The organism is Pseudomonas sp. Sample_14 (genome assembly GCF_004307515.1).
Lineage (GTDB): Bacteria > Pseudomonadota > Gammaproteobacteria > Pseudomonadales > Pseudomonadaceae > Aquipseudomonas > Aquipseudomonas atacamensis.
In genome coordinates, this window is record NZ_RCOC01000079.1 from 1 (window position 1) to 17584 (window position 17584).

Below are 17584 nucleotides of genomic sequence, written 5' to 3' on the forward strand. Positions count from 1 at the left end.
CCCCAAGGGGGGAGAGGGGGAAAGGGAGCCGATCGGGGGCTTTTCAGAAACTGAGTTCGACTCGGTATCGCACCTCGGTGCAATTCGCCCAGACACCACGATCAGTCCCCTCTCCCTCCGGGAGAGGGTTAGGGTGAGGGGCTCTTCGCGCAAACGATTAACCCGGCATTAACCCGCATCTTTTTCCTGTCCAGACAAGCTGTTACTGTACGGCCCACAAAGCCCAAGCCGCTGGATCGGATCTGACTTGAAGCGTGCCCTCTCCCTGCTCCTGATCAGCCTGGCCTTGAGCTCACCCGCAAGCGCGACGATTACCGAAAGTCACGGTTATGCGCAGTTCGGCACGCTCAAGTACCCGGCCAGATTTACCCACTTCGACTGGGTCAACCCGCAAGCGCCCAAGGGCGGTACGTTGCGGGTGATGGCGTTCGGCACCTTCGATACGGTCAATCCGTACACTTTCAAGGGCACCAGCCCGGTCACCACCGCCAATTTTCTCCAGTACGGCATCAACGAGCTCAACGAGCCGCTGATGGTTGGCACCGGGCAGTATTCGCCGTCCGGCGACGAACCCGCGTCGAGTTACGGGTTGATCGCACAATCGGTGGAGTACAGCGAAGATCGCAGCTGGGGCGTCTTCAATTTGCGCCCCGAAGCGCGCTTTCACGACGGCGCGCCTGTCACCGCCTACGACGTGGCGTTCTCCTATCGAACGCTGCTCAAGGACGGTCATCCGCTGTATCGCACGGCCCTGCAGGAAGTGCTACGGGTCGACATCCTCAACAAACAACGCATTCGTTTCGTGTTCAAGCGCTCGGGCAATCCGCTGTTGATCCTGCGCCTGGGCGAATTGCCGGTACTGCCGCAGCATTACTGGAAAGACCGCGACTTCAAAGCCACCACCTTCGAGCCGCCGCTGGGTAGCGGGCCGTACCGCATCACGTCGGTCACGCCGGGTCGGCAGCTGATTTTCGAGCGGGTCAAGGATTACTGGGGCAAGGACTTACCGGTCAATCGCGGCAAGTACAACTTCGATCGCATGGAAGTCGAGTTCTACCGCGACAGCGATGTCGCCTTCGAAGCGTTCAAGGCCGGTGAGTTCGACATCTACATCGAGCATCAGGCGAAGAACTGGGTCAACGGTTACAACTTCCCTGCGGTACGTCGTGGCGAAGTGATCAAGGTGCAGATCCCGCATCAGATCCCGACCCAGACTCAGGGCCTGTTCATGAACAGCCGCCGCGCAACCTTCGCCGATGTCAGGACGCGCGAAGCGTTGGGTCTGATGTTCGACTTCGAATGGACCAACCGCGCGCTGTTCAGCGATGCCTATAAACGCACCACCAGCTACTATCCCAACAGTGAATTCAGCGCCTCGGGTTTGCCGGTCGGGCATGAATGGCTGATGCTCAAGCCTTACAAGGAGCAGTTGCCAGCCCGGCTGTTCACCGAGCCGTTCAGCCTGCCGAAAACCGACGGCCGTGGCATCCCGCGCGAGACCATGCGCAAAGCCCTCGCCCTGCTCGCCGAGGCCGGCTGGAAGCTCCACGGCCAGCGCCTGCAAGACAAAAACGGCCAACCGCTGCGTTTCGAACTGCTGCTGGTCAACCCGAGCCTGGAGCGGCTCTATCAGCCGTACATCGAAAACCTCAACAGCATCGGCATCGACGCGCGCCTGCGCACGGTCGATCGCGCCCAGTACAAACAGCGCCTCGACCAATTCGATTTCGACATGATCTCGATGACGCTGGGCCAGACCCTGAGCCCGGGCCTTGAGCAGTGGCAGTACTTCCACTCCAGCCAGGTGAACGTCAAGGGCAGCAAGAATTACGCGGGCATCGCCAATCCGGTGGTCGATCACCTGCTCGAACAATTGCTCGCCGCGCGCACCCGCGACGAGCAGGTCGCCGCCGGCAAGGCGCTCGACCGCGTGCTGCTCTGGCAGCACTACAGCATTCCCAACTGGTACCTCAATTATCACCGTCTGGCCTACCGCAACCGGTTGGCCTTTGTCACCACGCCGCCCTACACCCTGGGCCTGAGCGCGTGGTGGCTGAAGTCTTCGGAGAAAGATCGATGAACGCTGTTCGCACCCTGCTCGTGCAGGCCGGCGGCTTGCTGTTCGCCGGGCTGGCCTGGGCCGCCCCGCAACACGCCGTGACCCTGTACAACGAGCCGCCGAAATACCCGGCCGATTTCAAGCATTTCGATTACGTGAACCCTGATGCGCCTAAGGGCGGTGTGTTTCGTCAGGCAGGTTTTGGCGGCTTCGATAGCCTCAACCCGTTCATCAACAAAGGCGTGCCGGCCGATGACATCGGCCAGATCTACGACACCCTGACCAAACACAGCCTCGACGAGCCGTTCACCGAGTACGGCCTGATTGCCAGCAAGATAGAAAAAGCCGATGACAACAGTTGGGTGCGTTTCTACCTGCGCCCGGAAGCACGCTTCCACGACGGCCACCCGGTGCGCGCCGAAGACGTGGTGTTCAGCTTCGAGACGTTGACCAAGGAAGGTTCGCCGATGTTTCGCGGCTACTACAACGACGTCGCCGAAGCCATTGCCGAAGACCCGTTGAAAGTCTTGTTCAAGTTCAAGCACAGCAACAACCGCGAGCTGCCGCTGATCCTCGGCCAGTTGCCGGTCCTGCCGAAACACTGGTGGGCCAGCCGCGACTTCAACAAGGGCAATCTGGAAATCCCGCTGGGCAGCGGCCCGTACAAGGTCACCCAAGTGAAGGCCGGCCGTTCGGTACGTTACGAGCGGGTCAAGGATTACTGGGGCAAGGACTTGCCGGTCAACCGTGGCTTCTACAACTTCGACACGATGACCACCGACTATTACCGCGACAACACCGTCGCCCTCGAAGCGCTGAAGGCCGGGCAGTTCGATTATTGGCTGGAGATGACCGCGAAGAACTGGGCCAGCGCCTATAACGTTCCGGCGGTCACCGAGGGCCGTTTGATCAAGGAACTGATCCCCAACAGCAACCCGACCGGCATGCAAGGCTTCGTCTTCAACCTGCGCCGCCCGGTGTTCCAGGATGTGCGCGTGCGTCAGGCTCTCGGGCTGCTGTTCGACTTCGAATGGACCAACAAGCAATTGTTCAACGGCGCCTACGTGCGCACTCGCAGCTACTTCGAAAACTCGGAAATGGCCGCCACCGGCCTGCCCGACGCCGAGCAACGGAAGATCCTCGAACCGTTCCGCAGCCAACTGCCGGCCCAGGTGTTCAGCGAAGCCTTCGAAAACCCCAAGACCGACGCCAGCGGCATGATCCGCACCCAGCAGCGCGAGGCCTATCAACTGCTGCAAGAGGCTGGCTGGAAGATTGTCGACGACAAAATGGTCGACGCCACCGGCAAACCAGTGCTGATCGAATTTCTTCTTGCCCAGACCGAATTCGAACGGGTGCTGCTGCCGTTCAAGCGCAACCTCAGCGACCTCGGCATCGATCTGGTGATCCGCCGCGTCGACGTCTCGCAGTACATCAACCGCGTGCGCTCGCGGGATTTCGACATGATGGTCGGCAGCTTTCCCCAGTCCAATTCGCCGGGCAACGAGCAGCGCGAATACTGGATGAGCGCCGCCGCCGACAAACCGAGCAGCCGCAACAGCATGGGCCTCAAAGACCCGACCGTTGACCAACTGGTGGAAAGCCTGATCAACGCCGACTCGCGCAAAAGTCTGGTGGCCCACGCCCGCGCGCTGGATCGCGTACTGCAATGGGGCTACTACGTGGTGCCCAACTGGCACATCAAGAGCTGGCGCGTGGCCTACTGGAACCACATCGGCCACCCGAAAACCTCGCCCAAGTACGACATCGGCATCAACACTTGGTGGGTCAAGCCTGACGCCAAGCCTGCCGTAGAAGTCGAAACTCAACTGCAAGCCGACCCTGCGGGCACGGAGTAATCAGATGCTGGCGTATATCTTTCGGCGACTGCTGCTGATCATCCCGACCCTGTTCGGCATCCTGCTGATCAACTTCGTGATCATCCAGGCCGCGCCCGGCGGGCCGGTCGAGCAGATGATCGCCAAGCTCGAAGGTTTCGAAGGCGCCACCAGCCGGATTGCCGGCGGCGGTGCCGAAGTGGCGGTGGCCGGCTCGTCCTACCGTGGCGCGCAGGGGCTGGACCCGGCGCTGATCAAGGAAATCGAGCACATGTACGGGTTCGACAAATCGGCCCCGGAACGTCTGTGGATCATGGTCAAGAACTACGCGCAGCTGGATTTCGGCGACAGTTTCTTCCGCGACGCCAAGGTCATCGACCTGATCAAGGAAAAGATGCCGGTGTCGATCTCGCTGGGGCTGTGGAGCACGCTGATCATGTACCTGGTGTCGATCCCGCTGGGCATCGCCAAGGCCACGCGGCACGGCAGCCACTTCGATGTCTGGACCAGTTCGGCGATCATCGTCGGCTATGCGATCCCGGCGTTTCTGTTTGCGATCCTGCTGATCGTGGTGTTTGCCGGCGGCAGTTATCTGGACTGGTTCCCCCTGCGCGGGCTGACTTCGAACAACTTCGATGAGCTGAGCCTGGGCGGCAAGATCCTCGATTACTTCTGGCACCTGGCATTGCCGGTCACCGCGCTGGTGATCGGCAACTTCGCGACCATGACTCTGCTGACAAAAAACAGTTTTCTCGACGAGATCAACAAACAGTACGTGGTCACCGCCAAAGCCAAAGGCCTGACCCGCCATCGCGTCCTTTACGGCCACGTGTTCCGCAACGCCATGCTGCTGGTGATTGCCGGTTTTCCTTCGGCGTTCATCGGCATTTTCTTCACCGGCTCGCTGCTCGTGGAAGTGATTTTCTCCCTCGACGGCCTCGGCCTGATGAGTTTCGAAGCGGCGATCAACCGCGATTACCCGGTGGTGTTCGGCACGCTGTTCATCTTCACCCTGCTCGGGCTGGTGGTGAAACTGATCGGCGACCTGACCTACACCTTTGTCGATCCGCGTATCGACTTTGCAAGCAGAGAGCATTGAGATGAACCTGTCCCCTCTCAACCGCCGGCGCTTCGAACTGTTCAAGGCCAACAAGCGTGGCTGGTGGTCGCTGTGGCTGTTTCTGATCCTGTTCGGCCTGAGTCTGGGCGCCGAGCTGATTGCCAACGACAAACCGCTGGTCGTGCATTACGACAACAACTGGTATTTCCCGGCGATCAAGCGCTACCCGGAAACCGCGTTCGGCGGCGAATTCCCGCTGGAAGCCAACTACAAGAGTCCGTACATCCGCGAACTGCTCAAGGCCAAGGACGCGTGGATTCTGTGGGCGCCGATCCCCTACAGCTACCAGAGCATCAACTACGACCTGAAAGTCCCGGCCCCGGCGCCCCCCTCGGCGGACAACCTGCTGGGCACCGACGATCAGGGCCGCGACGTGTTGGCGCGGGTGATCTATGGCTTCCGCATTTCCGTGCTGTTTGCGCTGACGCTGACCGTGCTGAGTTCGATCATCGGCGTGATTGCCGGAGCGCTACAGGGGTTCTACGGCGGCTGGGTCGATCTCGCCGGGCAACGTTTTCTCGAGATCTGGTCGGGGCTGCCGGTGCTGTATCTATTGATCATCCTTGCCAGTTTCGTCCAGCCGAATTTCTGGTGGCTGCTAGGCATCATGCTGCTGTTCTCGTGGATGAGCCTGGTCGATGTGGTGCGCGCCGAGTTCTTGCGCGGACGCAATCTGGAATATGTGCGCGCCGCCCGCGCGCTGGGCATGCAGAACGGCGCGATCATGTTCCGTCATATCCTGCCCAACGCCATGGTCTCGACCATGACTTTCATGCCGTTCATCCTCACCGGCGCCATCGGCACCCTGACCGCACTGGACTTCCTCGGCTTCGGCTTGCCGGCCGGCAGTCCGTCGCTGGGCGAACTGGTCGCGCAAGGCAAATCCAATTTGCAGGCGCCGTGGCTGGGCATGAGCGCGTTTGCCGTGCTGGCGCTGATGTTGAGTCTGCTGGTGTTTATCGGCGAGTCCGCTCGCGATGCCTTCGACCCGAGGAAGTGAAATGAATCAGGACAATCTGATCGAAGTGCGCGACCTCGCCGTCGAATTCGGTTTCGGCGAGCGCGTCCACCGCGTGGTCGAGGGCGTGAGCTTCGACATCAAGCGCGGCGAAACCCTGGCGCTGGTCGGTGAATCGGGCTCGGGCAAATCGGTCACGGCGCATTCGATCCTGCGCCTGTTGCCCTACCCCATGGCGCGGCATCCGGCCGGCAGCATCAATTACGCCGGGCAGAACCTGCTGGATTTGAGCGAGAAGACCATCCGCCACATTCGTGGCAACCGCATCGCGATGATCTTTCAGGAGCCGATGACCTCGCTCAATCCGCTGCATTCGATCGAGAAGCAGATCAACGAAGTGCTCGGCATCCACAAGGGCCTGAGCGGCAAAGTCGCGACCAAGCGCACTTTGGAGCTGCTGGAGATGGTCGGCATCCCCGAGCCGCACAAGCGTCTCAAGGCCCTGCCCCATGAACTGTCCGGCGGCCAGCGCCAGCGCGTGATGATCGCCATGGCCCTGGCCAACGAGCCGGAATTGCTGATTGCCGACGAACCGACCACCGCGCTGGACGTGACCGTTCAGCTGAAAATCCTCGATTTGCTCAAGGATCTTCAGGCTCGATTGGGCATGTCGCTGCTACTGATCAGTCACGATTTGAACCTGGTGCGAAGAATTGCGCATCGCGTATGTGTCATGCAGCGCGGTTGCATCGTCGAACAGGCATCGTGCGCAGAGCTGTTCCGTTCGCCGCAGCATCCGTACACTCGGGAATTGCTCGGCGCGGAGCCCAGCGGCGGCCCGGCAAGCAATGAAATCGGCGCGCCGCTGCTCGAAGTCGAGGACCTGAAAGTCTGGTTCCCGATCAAGAAAGGCCTGCTCAAGCGCACGGTGGATTACGTCAAGGCAGTGGACGGCATCAATTTCAGCCTGCCGCAGGGGCAGACCCTGGGGATCGTCGGCGAAAGCGGTTCCGGCAAATCCACCCTTGGTCTGGCGATTTTGCGGCTGATCGGCAGCAAAGGCGCGATCCGCTTTGAAGGCAAGCAGCTAGACTGCCTGACGCAGAGTGAGGTTCGCCCGCTGCGGCGGGAGATGCAGGTGGTGTTTCAGGACCCGTTTGGCAGCCTGAGCCCGCGCATGTGCGTCAATGACATCGTTGGCGAAGGCCTGCGGATACACAAGATGGGCACCGCGACCGAACAGGAAGCGGCGATCATTGCGGCATTGAAGGAGGTAGGTCTGGATCCGGAAACCCGGCACCGCTACCCCCACGAATTTTCCGGTGGGCAACGGCAGCGAATCGCCATTGCCCGGGCCTTGGTGCTGAAACCGGCGCTGATCCTGCTGGACGAGCCGACTTCGGCGCTCGACCGCACGGTGCAGCGGCAAGTGGTGGAGCTGTTGCGTTCACTGCAAGCCAAGTACAACCTGACGTATTTGTTCATCAGCCATGACCTGGCTGTCGTCAAAGCGCTGAGCCACCAACTGATGGTGGTCAAGCATGGCCAAGTGGTCGAACAGGGAGACGCGCAAAGTATCTTTGCCGCCCCCCAACATCCGTATACACAGCAGTTGCTGGAAGCCGCTTTTCTGGCACCAGCCACTGCGCAATAACCTGAAAGAGGAGCAACACATGGGTTTTCTCGCCGGTAAGCGCGTACTGATCGTCGGTGTCGCCAGCAAGCTGTCCATCGCATCCGGCATCGCTGCCGCCATGCATCGCGAGGGCGCTGAGCTTGCCTTCACTTATCAGAACGACAAACTCAAGGGTCGCGTCGAAGAGTTCGCACAAGGCTGGGGTTCGAGCCCTGAGCTATGCTTCCCGTGCGACGTGGCCAGCGATGAAGAAATCGCCAAGGTCTTCGAAGAGCTGAGCAAGAAGTGGGACGGCCTGGACTGCATCGTGCACTCCGTCGGCTTCGCCCCGGGCGACCAACTGGACGGCGACTTCACCGAAGCCACTACCCGTGAAGGTTTCCGCATCGCTCACGACATCAGCGCCTACAGCTTCGTGGCCCTGGCCAAAGCCGGCCGCGAAATGATGAAAGGCCGCAACGGCAGCCTGCTGACCCTGTCGTACCTGGGCGCCGAGCGCACCATGCCGAACTACAACGTGATGGGCATGGCCAAGGCTTCGCTGGAAGCCGGCGTCCGTTACCTGGCCGGCTCCCTCGGTCCGGACGGCACCCGCGTCAACTGCGTATCGGCTGGCCCGATCCGCACCCTGGCCGCTTCCGGCATCAAGAACTTCCGCAAGATGCTGGCCGCCAACGAAGCGCAGACTCCGCTGCGCCGCAACGTCACCATCGAAGAGGTCGGCAACGCCGGCGCCTTCCTGTGCTCCGACCTGGCGTCGGGCATCAGCGGTGAAATCATGTACGTCGACGGCGGCTTCAACACCACCGCGATGGGCAACATCGAAGAGTGATCTTCCTGTAGCCAATAGAAAAACCCGCCGGATCCACCGGCGGGTTTTTTTATGCCTGCAGAACGGTTGCCGCACTACATATGTACCGCCACCGACCCTGCCCTGCCTTCGATACTCGGCGCTCGATGCTTATCAGCCGCCAGGGAGGCGCAGATGAACGACACTCCGGTACATGAACAGACGCTGATCCACAATCTCATCGCAGAATTGACCGCCGTACCGGTGGTCACCGCCGCCACGCCGGCACGCACGCTGGAGGTTCCTCGTCCATGCCTGCTGCGCGAATGGATGGAGCTTTACTGGACCGCCCTCGAACGCCCCGAGTTTCTCGACTGGGCCAGTCGCTTTCACATCGACCTGGATACCTTGCAAATCAAAGGCGACGTTCTGCAAGCGCGCACACCAGCGAATGGCACCTCCGACGTACGCACCTTCACCCTGGAGGACGACTCTGGCTGGTGGCAGGTGGCGCCGATGCTGCAATCGATTTCCCAACGCATCGACCCTGCCGGGTTGGGCCTGCCTTATATCGGCGGCAAGTCCGCCAACCCGCTGTATCGCTTTCCACGGCAAGTGGTGCTGGCGTTCTACGGTTACCCGGAACCGCAAAACCAGATTCAGGCCCGCGTCATCCTCACCGAACTGAAGAAAAGCGGGCTGGCTGCCATCGATGAAAACGGCCACAGCACGTCGGCTGTGGTGAAGGAACGCAACGCGCAACTGGAGGACTTTCGGGCGATCGCCGATCGGATCGATGCGGTGTTGCTGGCGAGCGATCCGTTTGAGCAACGAGGCTTTCTCGATACGCCGGTAACGCTTGCTTCGGCCTCTGTTTCCGCTCCTGTCAGAGGCCCGCGCCTGAAATTGGGCGAGCTGCTGCGTCGCTATGAATTTGCGCTGCCGGAAGATGCGGGACAAGCCAAAGCGCTTGCGCAACGCCTGCGACAGCACAGTTGGCCTGAGCTGCCCTACGTCAGTGACTACGTGCAGACCGGCACCCCTATCCGCAGCTATCGCGAAGACTTCGGCGATCTGGAGGACGTCCGGCATATTGGGCGACGCCTGGAAGTTTTGAGCTGGAACAAGGCACCCAAAGCCAGAATCGATTACGAGGAATTCAGCGAGCCCCATCCGGATTCCACGCTCTCGGTGCAGATGGCGCTGGGCCAGGAGCGCTTGCAGATATTCAGCTCCAATGCGGATTTTCAAGCCATCTTGCAACAGCACGGGTTGCCCGCCGACAGTCCATTGCTGGTGACCGAGTCCGGTCATGTCGGCACGGCCAGCGCCAAAGGCTGGGTCAACCTGACGACTGAAGTGGAAAAGCATTCCGATCTGAAACTTCATCGCGACCAGCTTAAAGCTCAGGCAGGCGAAGCCGGCGGCGCCCTGCGCTCGAGCGGTAAAGTCACCCTCGGGCAAATGTTGCGTTTTTACGAGCTACCGTTGCCAAAAACTGTCGAGCAAGCCCTGTCCCTGGCGAAATGGGACAAGATCAATCTGCACATGCGTCCCGGGCACATGAATCAGTGGTATCTGCTGGGTCAACCCTGGACGAAGACCGAGCGGTTCACCGCGCAGCAACGTCAGAGCATCATCGACACCACCCAGGCTTTTTTGCCAGAAGACTCGCCGCCACTGATCGACTACCTCAGTGAAGGGGTCGACACCGATCTGCCGCTCAATACCCTCAAGGCAAAAGCCGACTACCTGATCAGTCGTATCCTGATTACGTCGCGCGCACGGACGCTGGGCAATCAGTTGGTGAAGAACCTCGGAGCGCCGTCTCACAAAAAACGCCTTCTGGCCACCAACCGCGAGCGCCTGTTGCTCGCTGCATTGATTCTCAGCCTGGAACCGAGCGCCGGTGAAGACATAAACCGAATCGTCGCCCAGCGCCTGGAGGGCAGTGATTTCTGGGGCGACAGTTATGACGAAGTGCGCCGGTTCATCGACCGGCAACCCCAACTCGCACTGGTCAAGAACAAGACATTGGCGACCCACCTGTTATTGTCCGGCATCTCGCCGGAGTTTCTCATCCGGGGCATTCCTCGATCACTGCCTTATATGAGTTGCCTGCGCTGGGTGAGGCTGAAACAGGTCGTGCTGTATATCGAAAGACGCCTGCCGGGCGCGGCGCGCTTGATGACCTACGAGCAATTGCGCGAGCTGACGAAAGGCCCGGCGCCGGCCGATTTCTACAAGTTTCTGCGCGAGGAGCCGTGTGCCTCGGTCGTAGTGGACTGGGCGGTTGCACGAGGGCTGATCCAGCGCGATGCCGACTTTCAAGTCACGGTCTATGACGCCGCCACGCTCAAGCAAGCCGATCTGCTCTTTCGCAACCACAATCGTCTGATTTACGATTTTTACCGCCGGGCCTTCCAGTCGTCACCGCCCACCCCCGCCACTATTGCCCTCGCCGATCTGCGCAAGATCTTCGCTGCTTCCCCTCACCTGACAGAGAAGGCGCTGTTTGTTCCAGCCTCGGACGCTGATACAACCGGGCCACATTATTCCCTGAGCCAATTACACATCGCCGGCAAGCTAACGGGTGACATGCAGGGATGGCAATCGAGCAATGCACAATTGCAACTGCCATCGATGATTGCCTCGCTGCCCAGACTGAACAACGTGGCAAGCGCTTTTCATGCAGCGCTGGCGGCGCGCCTCAAGCATATGAAGGACGCGCATGTCGCGATTCTCAAGGAAGCATTCTGCCGGTTGCCGTTGGCGCAACGGCTCGACCTCGAAGACAACACGCTGGAATTGCTCGCCCTGCGGCCAGTATCGGCAGCCACCGACAAACTTGCCAAGGCCAGCACGGCGCCGTTTGGCATATTGGCACTGCTGCATGGGCGGCCAACCAGAGTCTTCGAGATTTTCACCAGCAGAGATGAAGTGGTGCTGCGTCGCGATATCGACATCGCATTACTCAAACCATCGGTGGCGAAAGAAGCGGCGAAAACGCTGCCCCTCGACGCCGAAGCCTATAAAAACGGCTCCAAGCCTCGCTTGAACGCCACCTGCAAGGCGTTTATCACTCGCCTCGATATTGAGGGCGCACCACTGGCGCAACAGGCACGCACCGCCGTGCCCGATACCTTCGCCTCCAACAGAGTCAACGCCATTGCCAGCACCGCCGTCCGGCATCTGTTCGATGCTTATGAAGCGAAAGCCTTGCAAGACGCGTTGCGCATGCCCGAACTCGAGGATGCCGCGGCCAGTCACGAGAAATGGCTGGCGTTTTACCAGAAGCTGAGCCCGCCCAAGCGCTGAGCACTGGCGAACCCGGCGATGAATCGGCTGACGCCTTCGCGAGCAGGCTCGCTCCCACAGAGATGGTGCTGAATTGAAAAATCCTCCGCGCCATCGAAACCTGTGGGAGCTGGCTCGCCAGCGATGGTGGCGGTGCTAGCAGCCTTTCAGAGCTTGCTTGTGCGCATACATCGCGCCATCCGCATCGGCGAGCAGCCGATCAACGGTTTCGTGGCGCGTGGGGTCGTATTCGATCTGGCCGACGCTGAAGCGAATCGCGTAACCGCGGTGCAGCGTGGCGTTGCGCTCTTCGAGGATTTCCTTGAGCCGCGCCATGATCCGCGTGGTTTCAACGTGGCTGGAGCCAGTCAGCAATGCGACGAACTCATCGCCGCCCAGGCGTCCGACCACGTCGCTTTCGCGAAAGGCAATCCGCAGCACATCGGCGAAGGTCTTCAGCGCACTGTCGCCTTCGGCATGGCCGTACAGATCGTTGATCTGCTTGAAGTCGTTGAGGTCGAAAAACAGCAGCGTCGCCGGCCGGTTCAGGCGCGCGCAGGCATCCAGGGCATGCTGGGCCAGTTGCTTGAAACCACGGCGATTGGACAGCAGCGTCAACTCATCCATGCTCGCCATCTGCACCGCCATCAACTCTTGCTCGGCCATCTCCGCGAGGTCACGCAGCAGCGCGCGCTCTTCGTCATCAAGATGGCGAGGTTTGGTATCAATCAGGCACAAGGTGCCCATTTTGTTACCGTCCGGCACGGTCAGTGGGTACCCGGCGTAAAAGCGAATATTCGGCGCGCCGGTGACCAGCGGATTGTCATGGAAGCGCAGATCTTCCAGCGCATCGGGGACCAGCATCAGCTCGTTCTGCAAAATCGCATGGCCGCAGAACGAGACATCGCGGGACGTCTCGCTGACATCCAGGCCCACACAGGACTTGAACCACTGGCGATCCGTGTCGACCAGCGTGACCAGGGCGATCGGCACGTTGAACAGGCGCTTGGCCAGGCGCGTCAGGCGATCGAAGCGCTCTTCAGGGGCCGAGTCGAGATTGAGGCCATGCAGCGCGTCGATACGTGCAGCTTCATTGGCAGGCTTTCCGGGCACCAGCATGCGCACACTCCGTAGACAGTCATGCGTTGAGCGTAGCGTTAAATCGCCGAGGCTTCACATCTGCGCCACCGGACACGGTCCGCCGGCGTCGGCCCAGAGTTTGAATTGCGCAACGAAAATGTCGTGCGGCACCGGCACCGGTGCGCGTCCTGCCCCGGGATTCCAGCCCCAGAGCACCAGTTTGTCTTCGCTGACGTGTTTTAACAGCGCGGCGAAATCCCGGTCGCCATTGCTCGCGCGGTCCTTGATCATGGTGCAAAGCTTGTCCGAAGTCAGACCGATCCAGGCCATTTTGTGCGCCGCCGGCGGTAGGCTCCAGTGCGGCGCACCCGGGGGCGCATGAGGGCCGTAACTGGCCGGCGGGTTGCTTTCGGCGTGGCAGGTCGCGCAGGGCAAACCGGCAGCGCCCTTGCCGTCCATGCCGCGCACCACATTCATCGCGTGGGGGATGCCGGCGTCGAACTGCAACGGCGAATCGCCGGGAATGTGGCAATTCTGGCAGCGCGGGCTCTGAAAGACTTTCTGCACCGTGCCAAAGGCTTTCAGAGCTTCCTGATCTTCGGCAAACAGGTCCGAGGCGTAGCCACCGAGACCGAGCAAAACGACGGTGCCCAACACAAGATGTCGTTTCATCTCACACCCCCGACAGTTGCAGTGGCAGTTCGCGCAGGCGTTGCCCGGTCAAGGCGAACACGGCGTTGGCCACGGCCGGCGCGGTCGGTGGCACACCGGGCTCACCGATGCCGCCGGGTTTCTCGCTGCTGGGGACGATATGCACTTCCACCACCGGCATTTCGTTGAGCCGCAACACCTGATAATCGTGATAGTTGGACTGCACGACGCCGCCGTCCTTGACGGTGAGTTTGCTGTGCAAGGCCATGCCGAGACCGAAGGTGATGCACGATTCCATCTGCGCGGCGATGCTCTGCGGATTCACTGCAATGCCGCAGTCCACCGCGCAGACCACCCGATGCACGCGGATCGCCAGATTGTCCTGCGACACCTCGGCGACCTGCGCCACATAGCTGCCGAACGACTCGTGTACCGCCACGCCCAGAGCATGCCCGTCCGGCAACGGTGCGCCCCAGTTGGCCTTCTCCACCGCCAGATTGAGCACGCCGAGGTGGCGCGGGTGCGCCTTGAGCAGCGTTCGCCGGTACTCCACCGGATCCTTGCCCGCCGCCGTCGCCAGTTCATCGATCAGCGATTCCATGACGAAACCCGTGTGGGTATGGCCCACCGAACGCAGCCACAACACATTGATGCCGGTCTGCGGCGAATGCAGGTCGACCTGATGATGGGGCAGATCCTTGATATACGGACTGTCGGCCACGCCCTCGACCGAGGTGGCATCGATGCCATTCTTGACCATCGTCGCCTCAAGCATCGTCCCGGCCATGATCGACTGGCCGACCAGCACATGCTGCCAGCTCATCGGCAAACCATCAGCGCTCAGGCCGACCTGCGCCTTGTGCAGGTACATCGAGCGGTAGTAGCCGCCGCGAATGTCATCTTCGCGCGCCCACACGGTTTTCACCGGCAGGCCCGCCGCTTTCGCCACTTGCACGGCTTCGGCGACGAAATCCGAGGTCGGATTGGCGCGGCGACCAAAACCACCGCCGAGGAATTCGGTGTGTATCTCGACCTGTTCGGGCTTGAGCCCGGTAATCTTGCTGGCGACCATTTGGTCCAGCGTCTGAAATTGCGTACCGGTCCAGATCTCGCATTTGCCGGCGCTGATTTTCACCGTGCAATTGAGCGGTTCCATCGGCGCGTGGGCCAGATACGGCACGCTGTATTCGACCTCGATTTTCTTCGCGGCTTTGCCGAAATTGGCCTTGGCGTCCCCGGCCTGCGTGGCGGAAGTGCCCGGCGTCGCCGCCAGTTTGCGGAAACTCTCCAGCAGTTTTTCACTGCTCATGTCGGCCAGCGCCCCGAGATCCCAGTCAACCTTGAGCGCATCACGGCCCAGCTTCGCCGCCCAGAAATGCTCGGCCACCACCGCCACGCCGCTGGGCACCTGCACCACCTTGTGCACGCCGGGAATCGCCAGCGCTGCGGCGCCTTCGAAGGATTTCACCGTGGCACCGAACACCGGGGCGCGGGCGACCATCGCGGTCATCAGGCCCTCGAACTGCACGTCCATGCCGAATCTGGCGCGGCCGGTGATCTTTTCCGGGGTGTCGAGGCGCTTGGTCGGTTTGCCGATGACTTTCCAGTCCTTGGCTTCCTTGAAGGTAATGGTTTTCGGATCCGGCACCGGCAGTTGCCCGGCGGCATCGGCCAGTTCGCCGTAGGTCGCGCGTTGGTCCCCGGCGATGACCACGCCGGACTCCGTGCGAATCGTCGATGGCGCGACGTCGAAGCGTTTCGCTGCGGCTTCCACGAGCATCTGCCGCGCCGTCGCCCCGGCCAGTCGGTAGCGGTCGAATTCCATCCAGGTCGACGTCGAGCCGCCGGTGATCTGCATGCCGCCAAACGCCGGCAAGCCGTAATCGGCCGCCGAGGCTGGCGAGTGCTCAACGCGGATTTTCGACCAGTCGGCGTCCAGTTCTTCGGCGATCAGCATGGTCAGGCCGGTCCAGATGCCCTGGCCCATTTCCGAATGGCCGAGCAGCACGGTGACGCTGTTGTCCGCCGCGATGCGCAGGAACGCGTTGGGCGCGAAGGTCTTGTTCTGATTTTCTGCCGCCCGGGCAAAGCGATTGGCCCCGGGCACCACGAACGCCACCATCAAGCCGCCGCCCAACACAGCGCTGCCTTTGAGAAAACCGCGACGCGATACCGGACTGTTCATCGTTCATCTCCCAGAGAATGACTCAGCCGATTTCAGCGGCGCGTTTGACCGCAGCGCGTATGCGCGGATAGGTACCGCAGCGGCAGATATTGCCGGAGAGCGCCTGATCGATATCGCTGTCGGTGGGCTTGGGAATTTTCGCCAGCAACGCGGCGGCGGACATGATCTGCCCGGACTGGCAGTAACCGCACTGCACCACGTCCAGCTCGGCCCAGGCTTGCTGCACCGGGTGCGAGCCATCGCTGGACAAGCCCTCGATGGTCAGGATTTTCTGCCCGTGGGCGACGGCAGTGGCCGGAGTGATACAGGAACGTAATGGCGCGCCGTCGACGTGCACGGTGCAGGCGCCGCACTGGGCCATGCCGCAACCGAACTTGGTCCCGGTCAGGTGCGCGACATCGCGCAGAACCCAAAGCAGCGGCATGTCGGCGGGGACATCGAGCTCCTGATCCTTGCCATTGATATTCAGGGTCAGCATCGGCGGATTTCCTCAGGCTCACGGTGGTGCGAAGGGGCGTCGCTGTGGTCGCAAAAACCTACGGACGCCCGCGCTTATCCCTTTCAGCAAAGCCTAATTTGCGCTTGAAGCCAGACGTTGTGACCAGCGGTCATGCAGACCCCGGCATTGCTCCTACAGTTGATAACGGCTCGCACTGAGTCGTCGTACCTCTGCGCAAACGGTCCGCGTACATCGCGGTTGTCCATCACAGGTCAGGAGTAACGAATATGGGCTTTGTCACCACTCGAGACGGCGTCGATATCTTCTACAAGGACTGGGGCCCGCGCGACGCGCCGGTGATCCACTTCCACCACGGCTGGCCACTGAGTTCGGATGACTGGGATGCGCAGATGCTGTTCTTTCTCGCGCAGGGCTTTCGGGTGATTGCCCATGATCGGCGGGGACACGGCCGATCGAGCCAGGTCTGGGACGGCCACGACATGGACCATTACGCCGACGATGTGCTGGCGGTGGTCAATCATCTGGGTACGAGCAACGTGGTGCACGTCGGCCATTCCACCGGCGGCGGCGAAGTGATCCATTACATTGCCCGACATGGTCAGGACAAGGTCAGCAAAGCGGTATTGATCAGCGCCGTGCCACCGCTGATGGTGCAGACCGAAAGCAACCCGGGCGGTTTGCCGAAATCGGTGTTCGATGGCTTTCAAGCGCAGTTGGCGGCGAATCGCGCGCAGTTTTATCGCGATGTGCCGAGCGGACCTTTCTACGGCTACAACCGCCCAGGCGCCGAGCCGGCTGAAGGAATCATCGCCAACTGGTGGCGCCAGGGCATGATCGGCGGCGCCAAGGCGCATTACGACGGCATCGTCGCGTTCTCGCAGACCGACTTCACCGAAGACCTGAAAAAAGTCACCGTGCCGGTGCTGGTCATGCACGGCGAGGATGACCAGATCGTGCCCTACGCCAACTCCGCACCGTTATCGGCGAAACTGCTGCCCAACGGCACACTGAAGTCGTATCCCGGCTTCCCGCATGGCATGCCGACGACGCAGGCTGAAACCATCAATGCGGATTTGTTGGCGTTTATTCGCGAGTAACAGAACTGAGGATGTACCCATAGCAGCGGACAGCACAAAACAAATTGTGAAAACGAGCTGCTCGCGAAAGCGTTCGTTCAGCCACTTACGTATTGACTGACCCAACGCCTTCGCGAGCAGGCTCGCTCCCACAGTTGAAATTGAGTATACCCGTCAGAGACTGGTCGGCTGGAAGGCCGCCATCGCTGGCAAGCCAGCTCCCACAGGGATCAGGGTAGATCCGCTGCACACTCGTATCTCTGAGATAGCTATCGCGAGCAAGCTCACTCCCACAGAAAAACAAAGCAGCGCAGCTGCCCGCGGCAAAGCCGCCCCACTCAACAATGAGCGCAAGCTCGAGTGCTTTTTGATCTTGATCCACCGGCGACGTCGGAAGGCTGAGCGGAGGGATTGATCCGGGCGTGGGAGCGCAG

12 protein-coding genes are annotated in these 17584 nt (G+C 61.0%); 8 read left to right on the forward strand and 4 right to left on the reverse strand.

The window, feature by feature from the left end; genetic code table 11:
* Positions 1–247: 247 nt before the first annotated feature.
* The 7 genes from D8U61_RS18695 (at position 248) to D8U61_RS18725 (ending at position 11719) form a co-directional block, all read left to right on the forward strand.
* Positions 248–2080: an extracellular solute-binding protein gene (locus D8U61_RS18695; protein ID WP_130927449.1), complete on the forward strand. Its 1833-nt coding sequence runs from the start codon at positions 248–250 to the stop codon at positions 2078–2080.
* The gene (locus tag D8U61_RS18700) at positions 2077–3918 is read left to right on the forward strand and encodes an extracellular solute-binding protein (protein WP_130903223.1); all 1842 of its coding nucleotides are present in this window, start codon (positions 2077–2079) and stop codon (positions 3916–3918) included. The genes D8U61_RS18695 and D8U61_RS18700 overlap by 4 nt, the downstream gene beginning before the upstream one ends.
* 4 nt (positions 3919–3922) lie before the next feature.
* Complete coding sequence (locus D8U61_RS18705; RefSeq protein WP_016774154.1) at positions 3923–4996, forward strand: microcin C ABC transporter permease YejB; 1074 nt, start codon at positions 3923–3925, stop codon at positions 4994–4996.
* A 1-nt stretch (position 4997) separates the two neighbouring features.
* The gene (locus D8U61_RS18710) at positions 4998–6017 is read left to right on the forward strand and encodes an ABC transporter permease (protein WP_016774153.1); all 1020 of its coding nucleotides are present in this window, start codon (positions 4998–5000) and stop codon (positions 6015–6017) included.
* 1 nt (position 6018) lies between these two features.
* Positions 6019–7629 carry an ABC transporter ATP-binding protein gene (locus tag D8U61_RS18715; protein ID WP_039763245.1) on the forward strand — a complete coding sequence of 537 codons (1611 nt, stop codon included), beginning with the start codon at positions 6019–6021 and terminating at the stop codon, positions 7627–7629.
* A gap of 19 nt (positions 7630–7648) precedes the next feature.
* Complete coding sequence (fabI, locus tag D8U61_RS18720; RefSeq protein WP_003202751.1) at positions 7649–8443, forward strand: enoyl-ACP reductase FabI; 795 nt, start codon at positions 7649–7651, stop codon at positions 8441–8443.
* A 153-nt stretch (positions 8444–8596) separates the two neighbouring features.
* Positions 8597–11719, forward strand: coding sequence for a hypothetical protein (locus D8U61_RS18725; RefSeq protein ID WP_130927450.1), 3123 nt, complete (start codon positions 8597–8599; stop codon positions 11717–11719).
* A gap of 135 nt (positions 11720–11854) precedes the next feature.
* Here the strand turns inward: D8U61_RS18725 and D8U61_RS18730 are convergent, their stop codons facing one another.
* Genes D8U61_RS18730 through D8U61_RS18745 form a run of 4 tightly spaced genes read right to left on the reverse strand, consistent with a single transcriptional unit; the run spans position 11855 to position 16092 of the window.
* Entirely contained in the window at positions 11855–12817 is a 963-nt protein-coding gene (locus D8U61_RS18730) for a sensor domain-containing diguanylate cyclase (RefSeq protein ID WP_071171843.1), read from the reverse strand.
* A gap of 54 nt (positions 12818–12871) precedes the next feature.
* Positions 12872–13450 carry a hypothetical protein gene (locus D8U61_RS18735; RefSeq protein ID WP_130903226.1) on the reverse strand — a complete coding sequence of 193 codons (579 nt, stop codon included), beginning with the start codon at positions 13448–13450 and terminating at the stop codon, positions 12872–12874.
* 1 nt (position 13451) lies between these two features.
* Positions 13452–15614, reverse strand: a complete 2163-nt coding sequence (locus D8U61_RS18740) for a xanthine dehydrogenase family protein molybdopterin-binding subunit (RefSeq protein WP_130927451.1) — start codon at positions 15612–15614, stop codon at positions 13452–13454.
* A gap of 22 nt (positions 15615–15636) precedes the next feature.
* On the reverse strand, positions 15637–16092 hold the full coding sequence (locus D8U61_RS18745; protein ID WP_007937751.1) for a (2Fe-2S)-binding protein: 456 nt from the start codon (positions 16090–16092) through the stop codon (positions 15637–15639).
* A gap of 248 nt (positions 16093–16340) precedes the next feature.
* Between D8U61_RS18745 and D8U61_RS18750 the strand changes: the two genes are divergently transcribed.
* A complete protein-coding gene (locus D8U61_RS18750; RefSeq protein WP_130899307.1) occupies positions 16341–17171 on the forward strand; it encodes an alpha/beta hydrolase in 831 nt (276 codons plus the stop codon).
* Positions 17172–17584 lie beyond the last annotated feature (413 nt).

Coding starts and splice junctions, on each gene's coding strand:
- D8U61_RS18735 (WP_130903226.1), bottom strand. CDS start 13,450: ATGAAACGACATCTTGTGTTGGGCACCGTCGTTTTGCTCGGTCTCGGT.
- D8U61_RS18705 (WP_016774154.1), top strand. CDS start 3,923: ATGCTGGCGTATATCTTTCGGCGACTGCTGCTGATCATCCCGACCCTG.
- D8U61_RS18710 (WP_016774153.1), top strand. CDS start 4,998: ATGAACCTGTCCCCTCTCAACCGCCGGCGCTTCGAACTGTTCAAGGCC.
- fabI (WP_003202751.1), top strand. CDS start 7,649: ATGGGTTTTCTCGCCGGTAAGCGCGTACTGATCGTCGGTGTCGCCAGC.
- D8U61_RS18745 (WP_007937751.1), bottom strand. CDS start 16,092: ATGCTGACCCTGAATATCAATGGCAAGGATCAGGAGCTCGATGTCCCC.
- D8U61_RS18725 (WP_130927450.1), top strand. CDS start 8,597: ATGAACGACACTCCGGTACATGAACAGACGCTGATCCACAATCTCATC.
- D8U61_RS18715 (WP_039763245.1), top strand. CDS start 6,019: ATGAATCAGGACAATCTGATCGAAGTGCGCGACCTCGCCGTCGAATTC.
- D8U61_RS18700 (WP_130903223.1), top strand. CDS start 2,077: ATGAACGCTGTTCGCACCCTGCTCGTGCAGGCCGGCGGCTTGCTGTTC.
- D8U61_RS18750 (WP_130899307.1), top strand. CDS start 16,341: ATGGGCTTTGTCACCACTCGAGACGGCGTCGATATCTTCTACAAGGAC.
- D8U61_RS18730 (WP_071171843.1), bottom strand. CDS start 12,817: ATGCTGGTGCCCGGAAAGCCTGCCAATGAAGCTGCACGTATCGACGCG.
- D8U61_RS18740 (WP_130927451.1), bottom strand. CDS start 15,614: ATGAACAGTCCGGTATCGCGTCGCGGTTTTCTCAAAGGCAGCGCTGTG.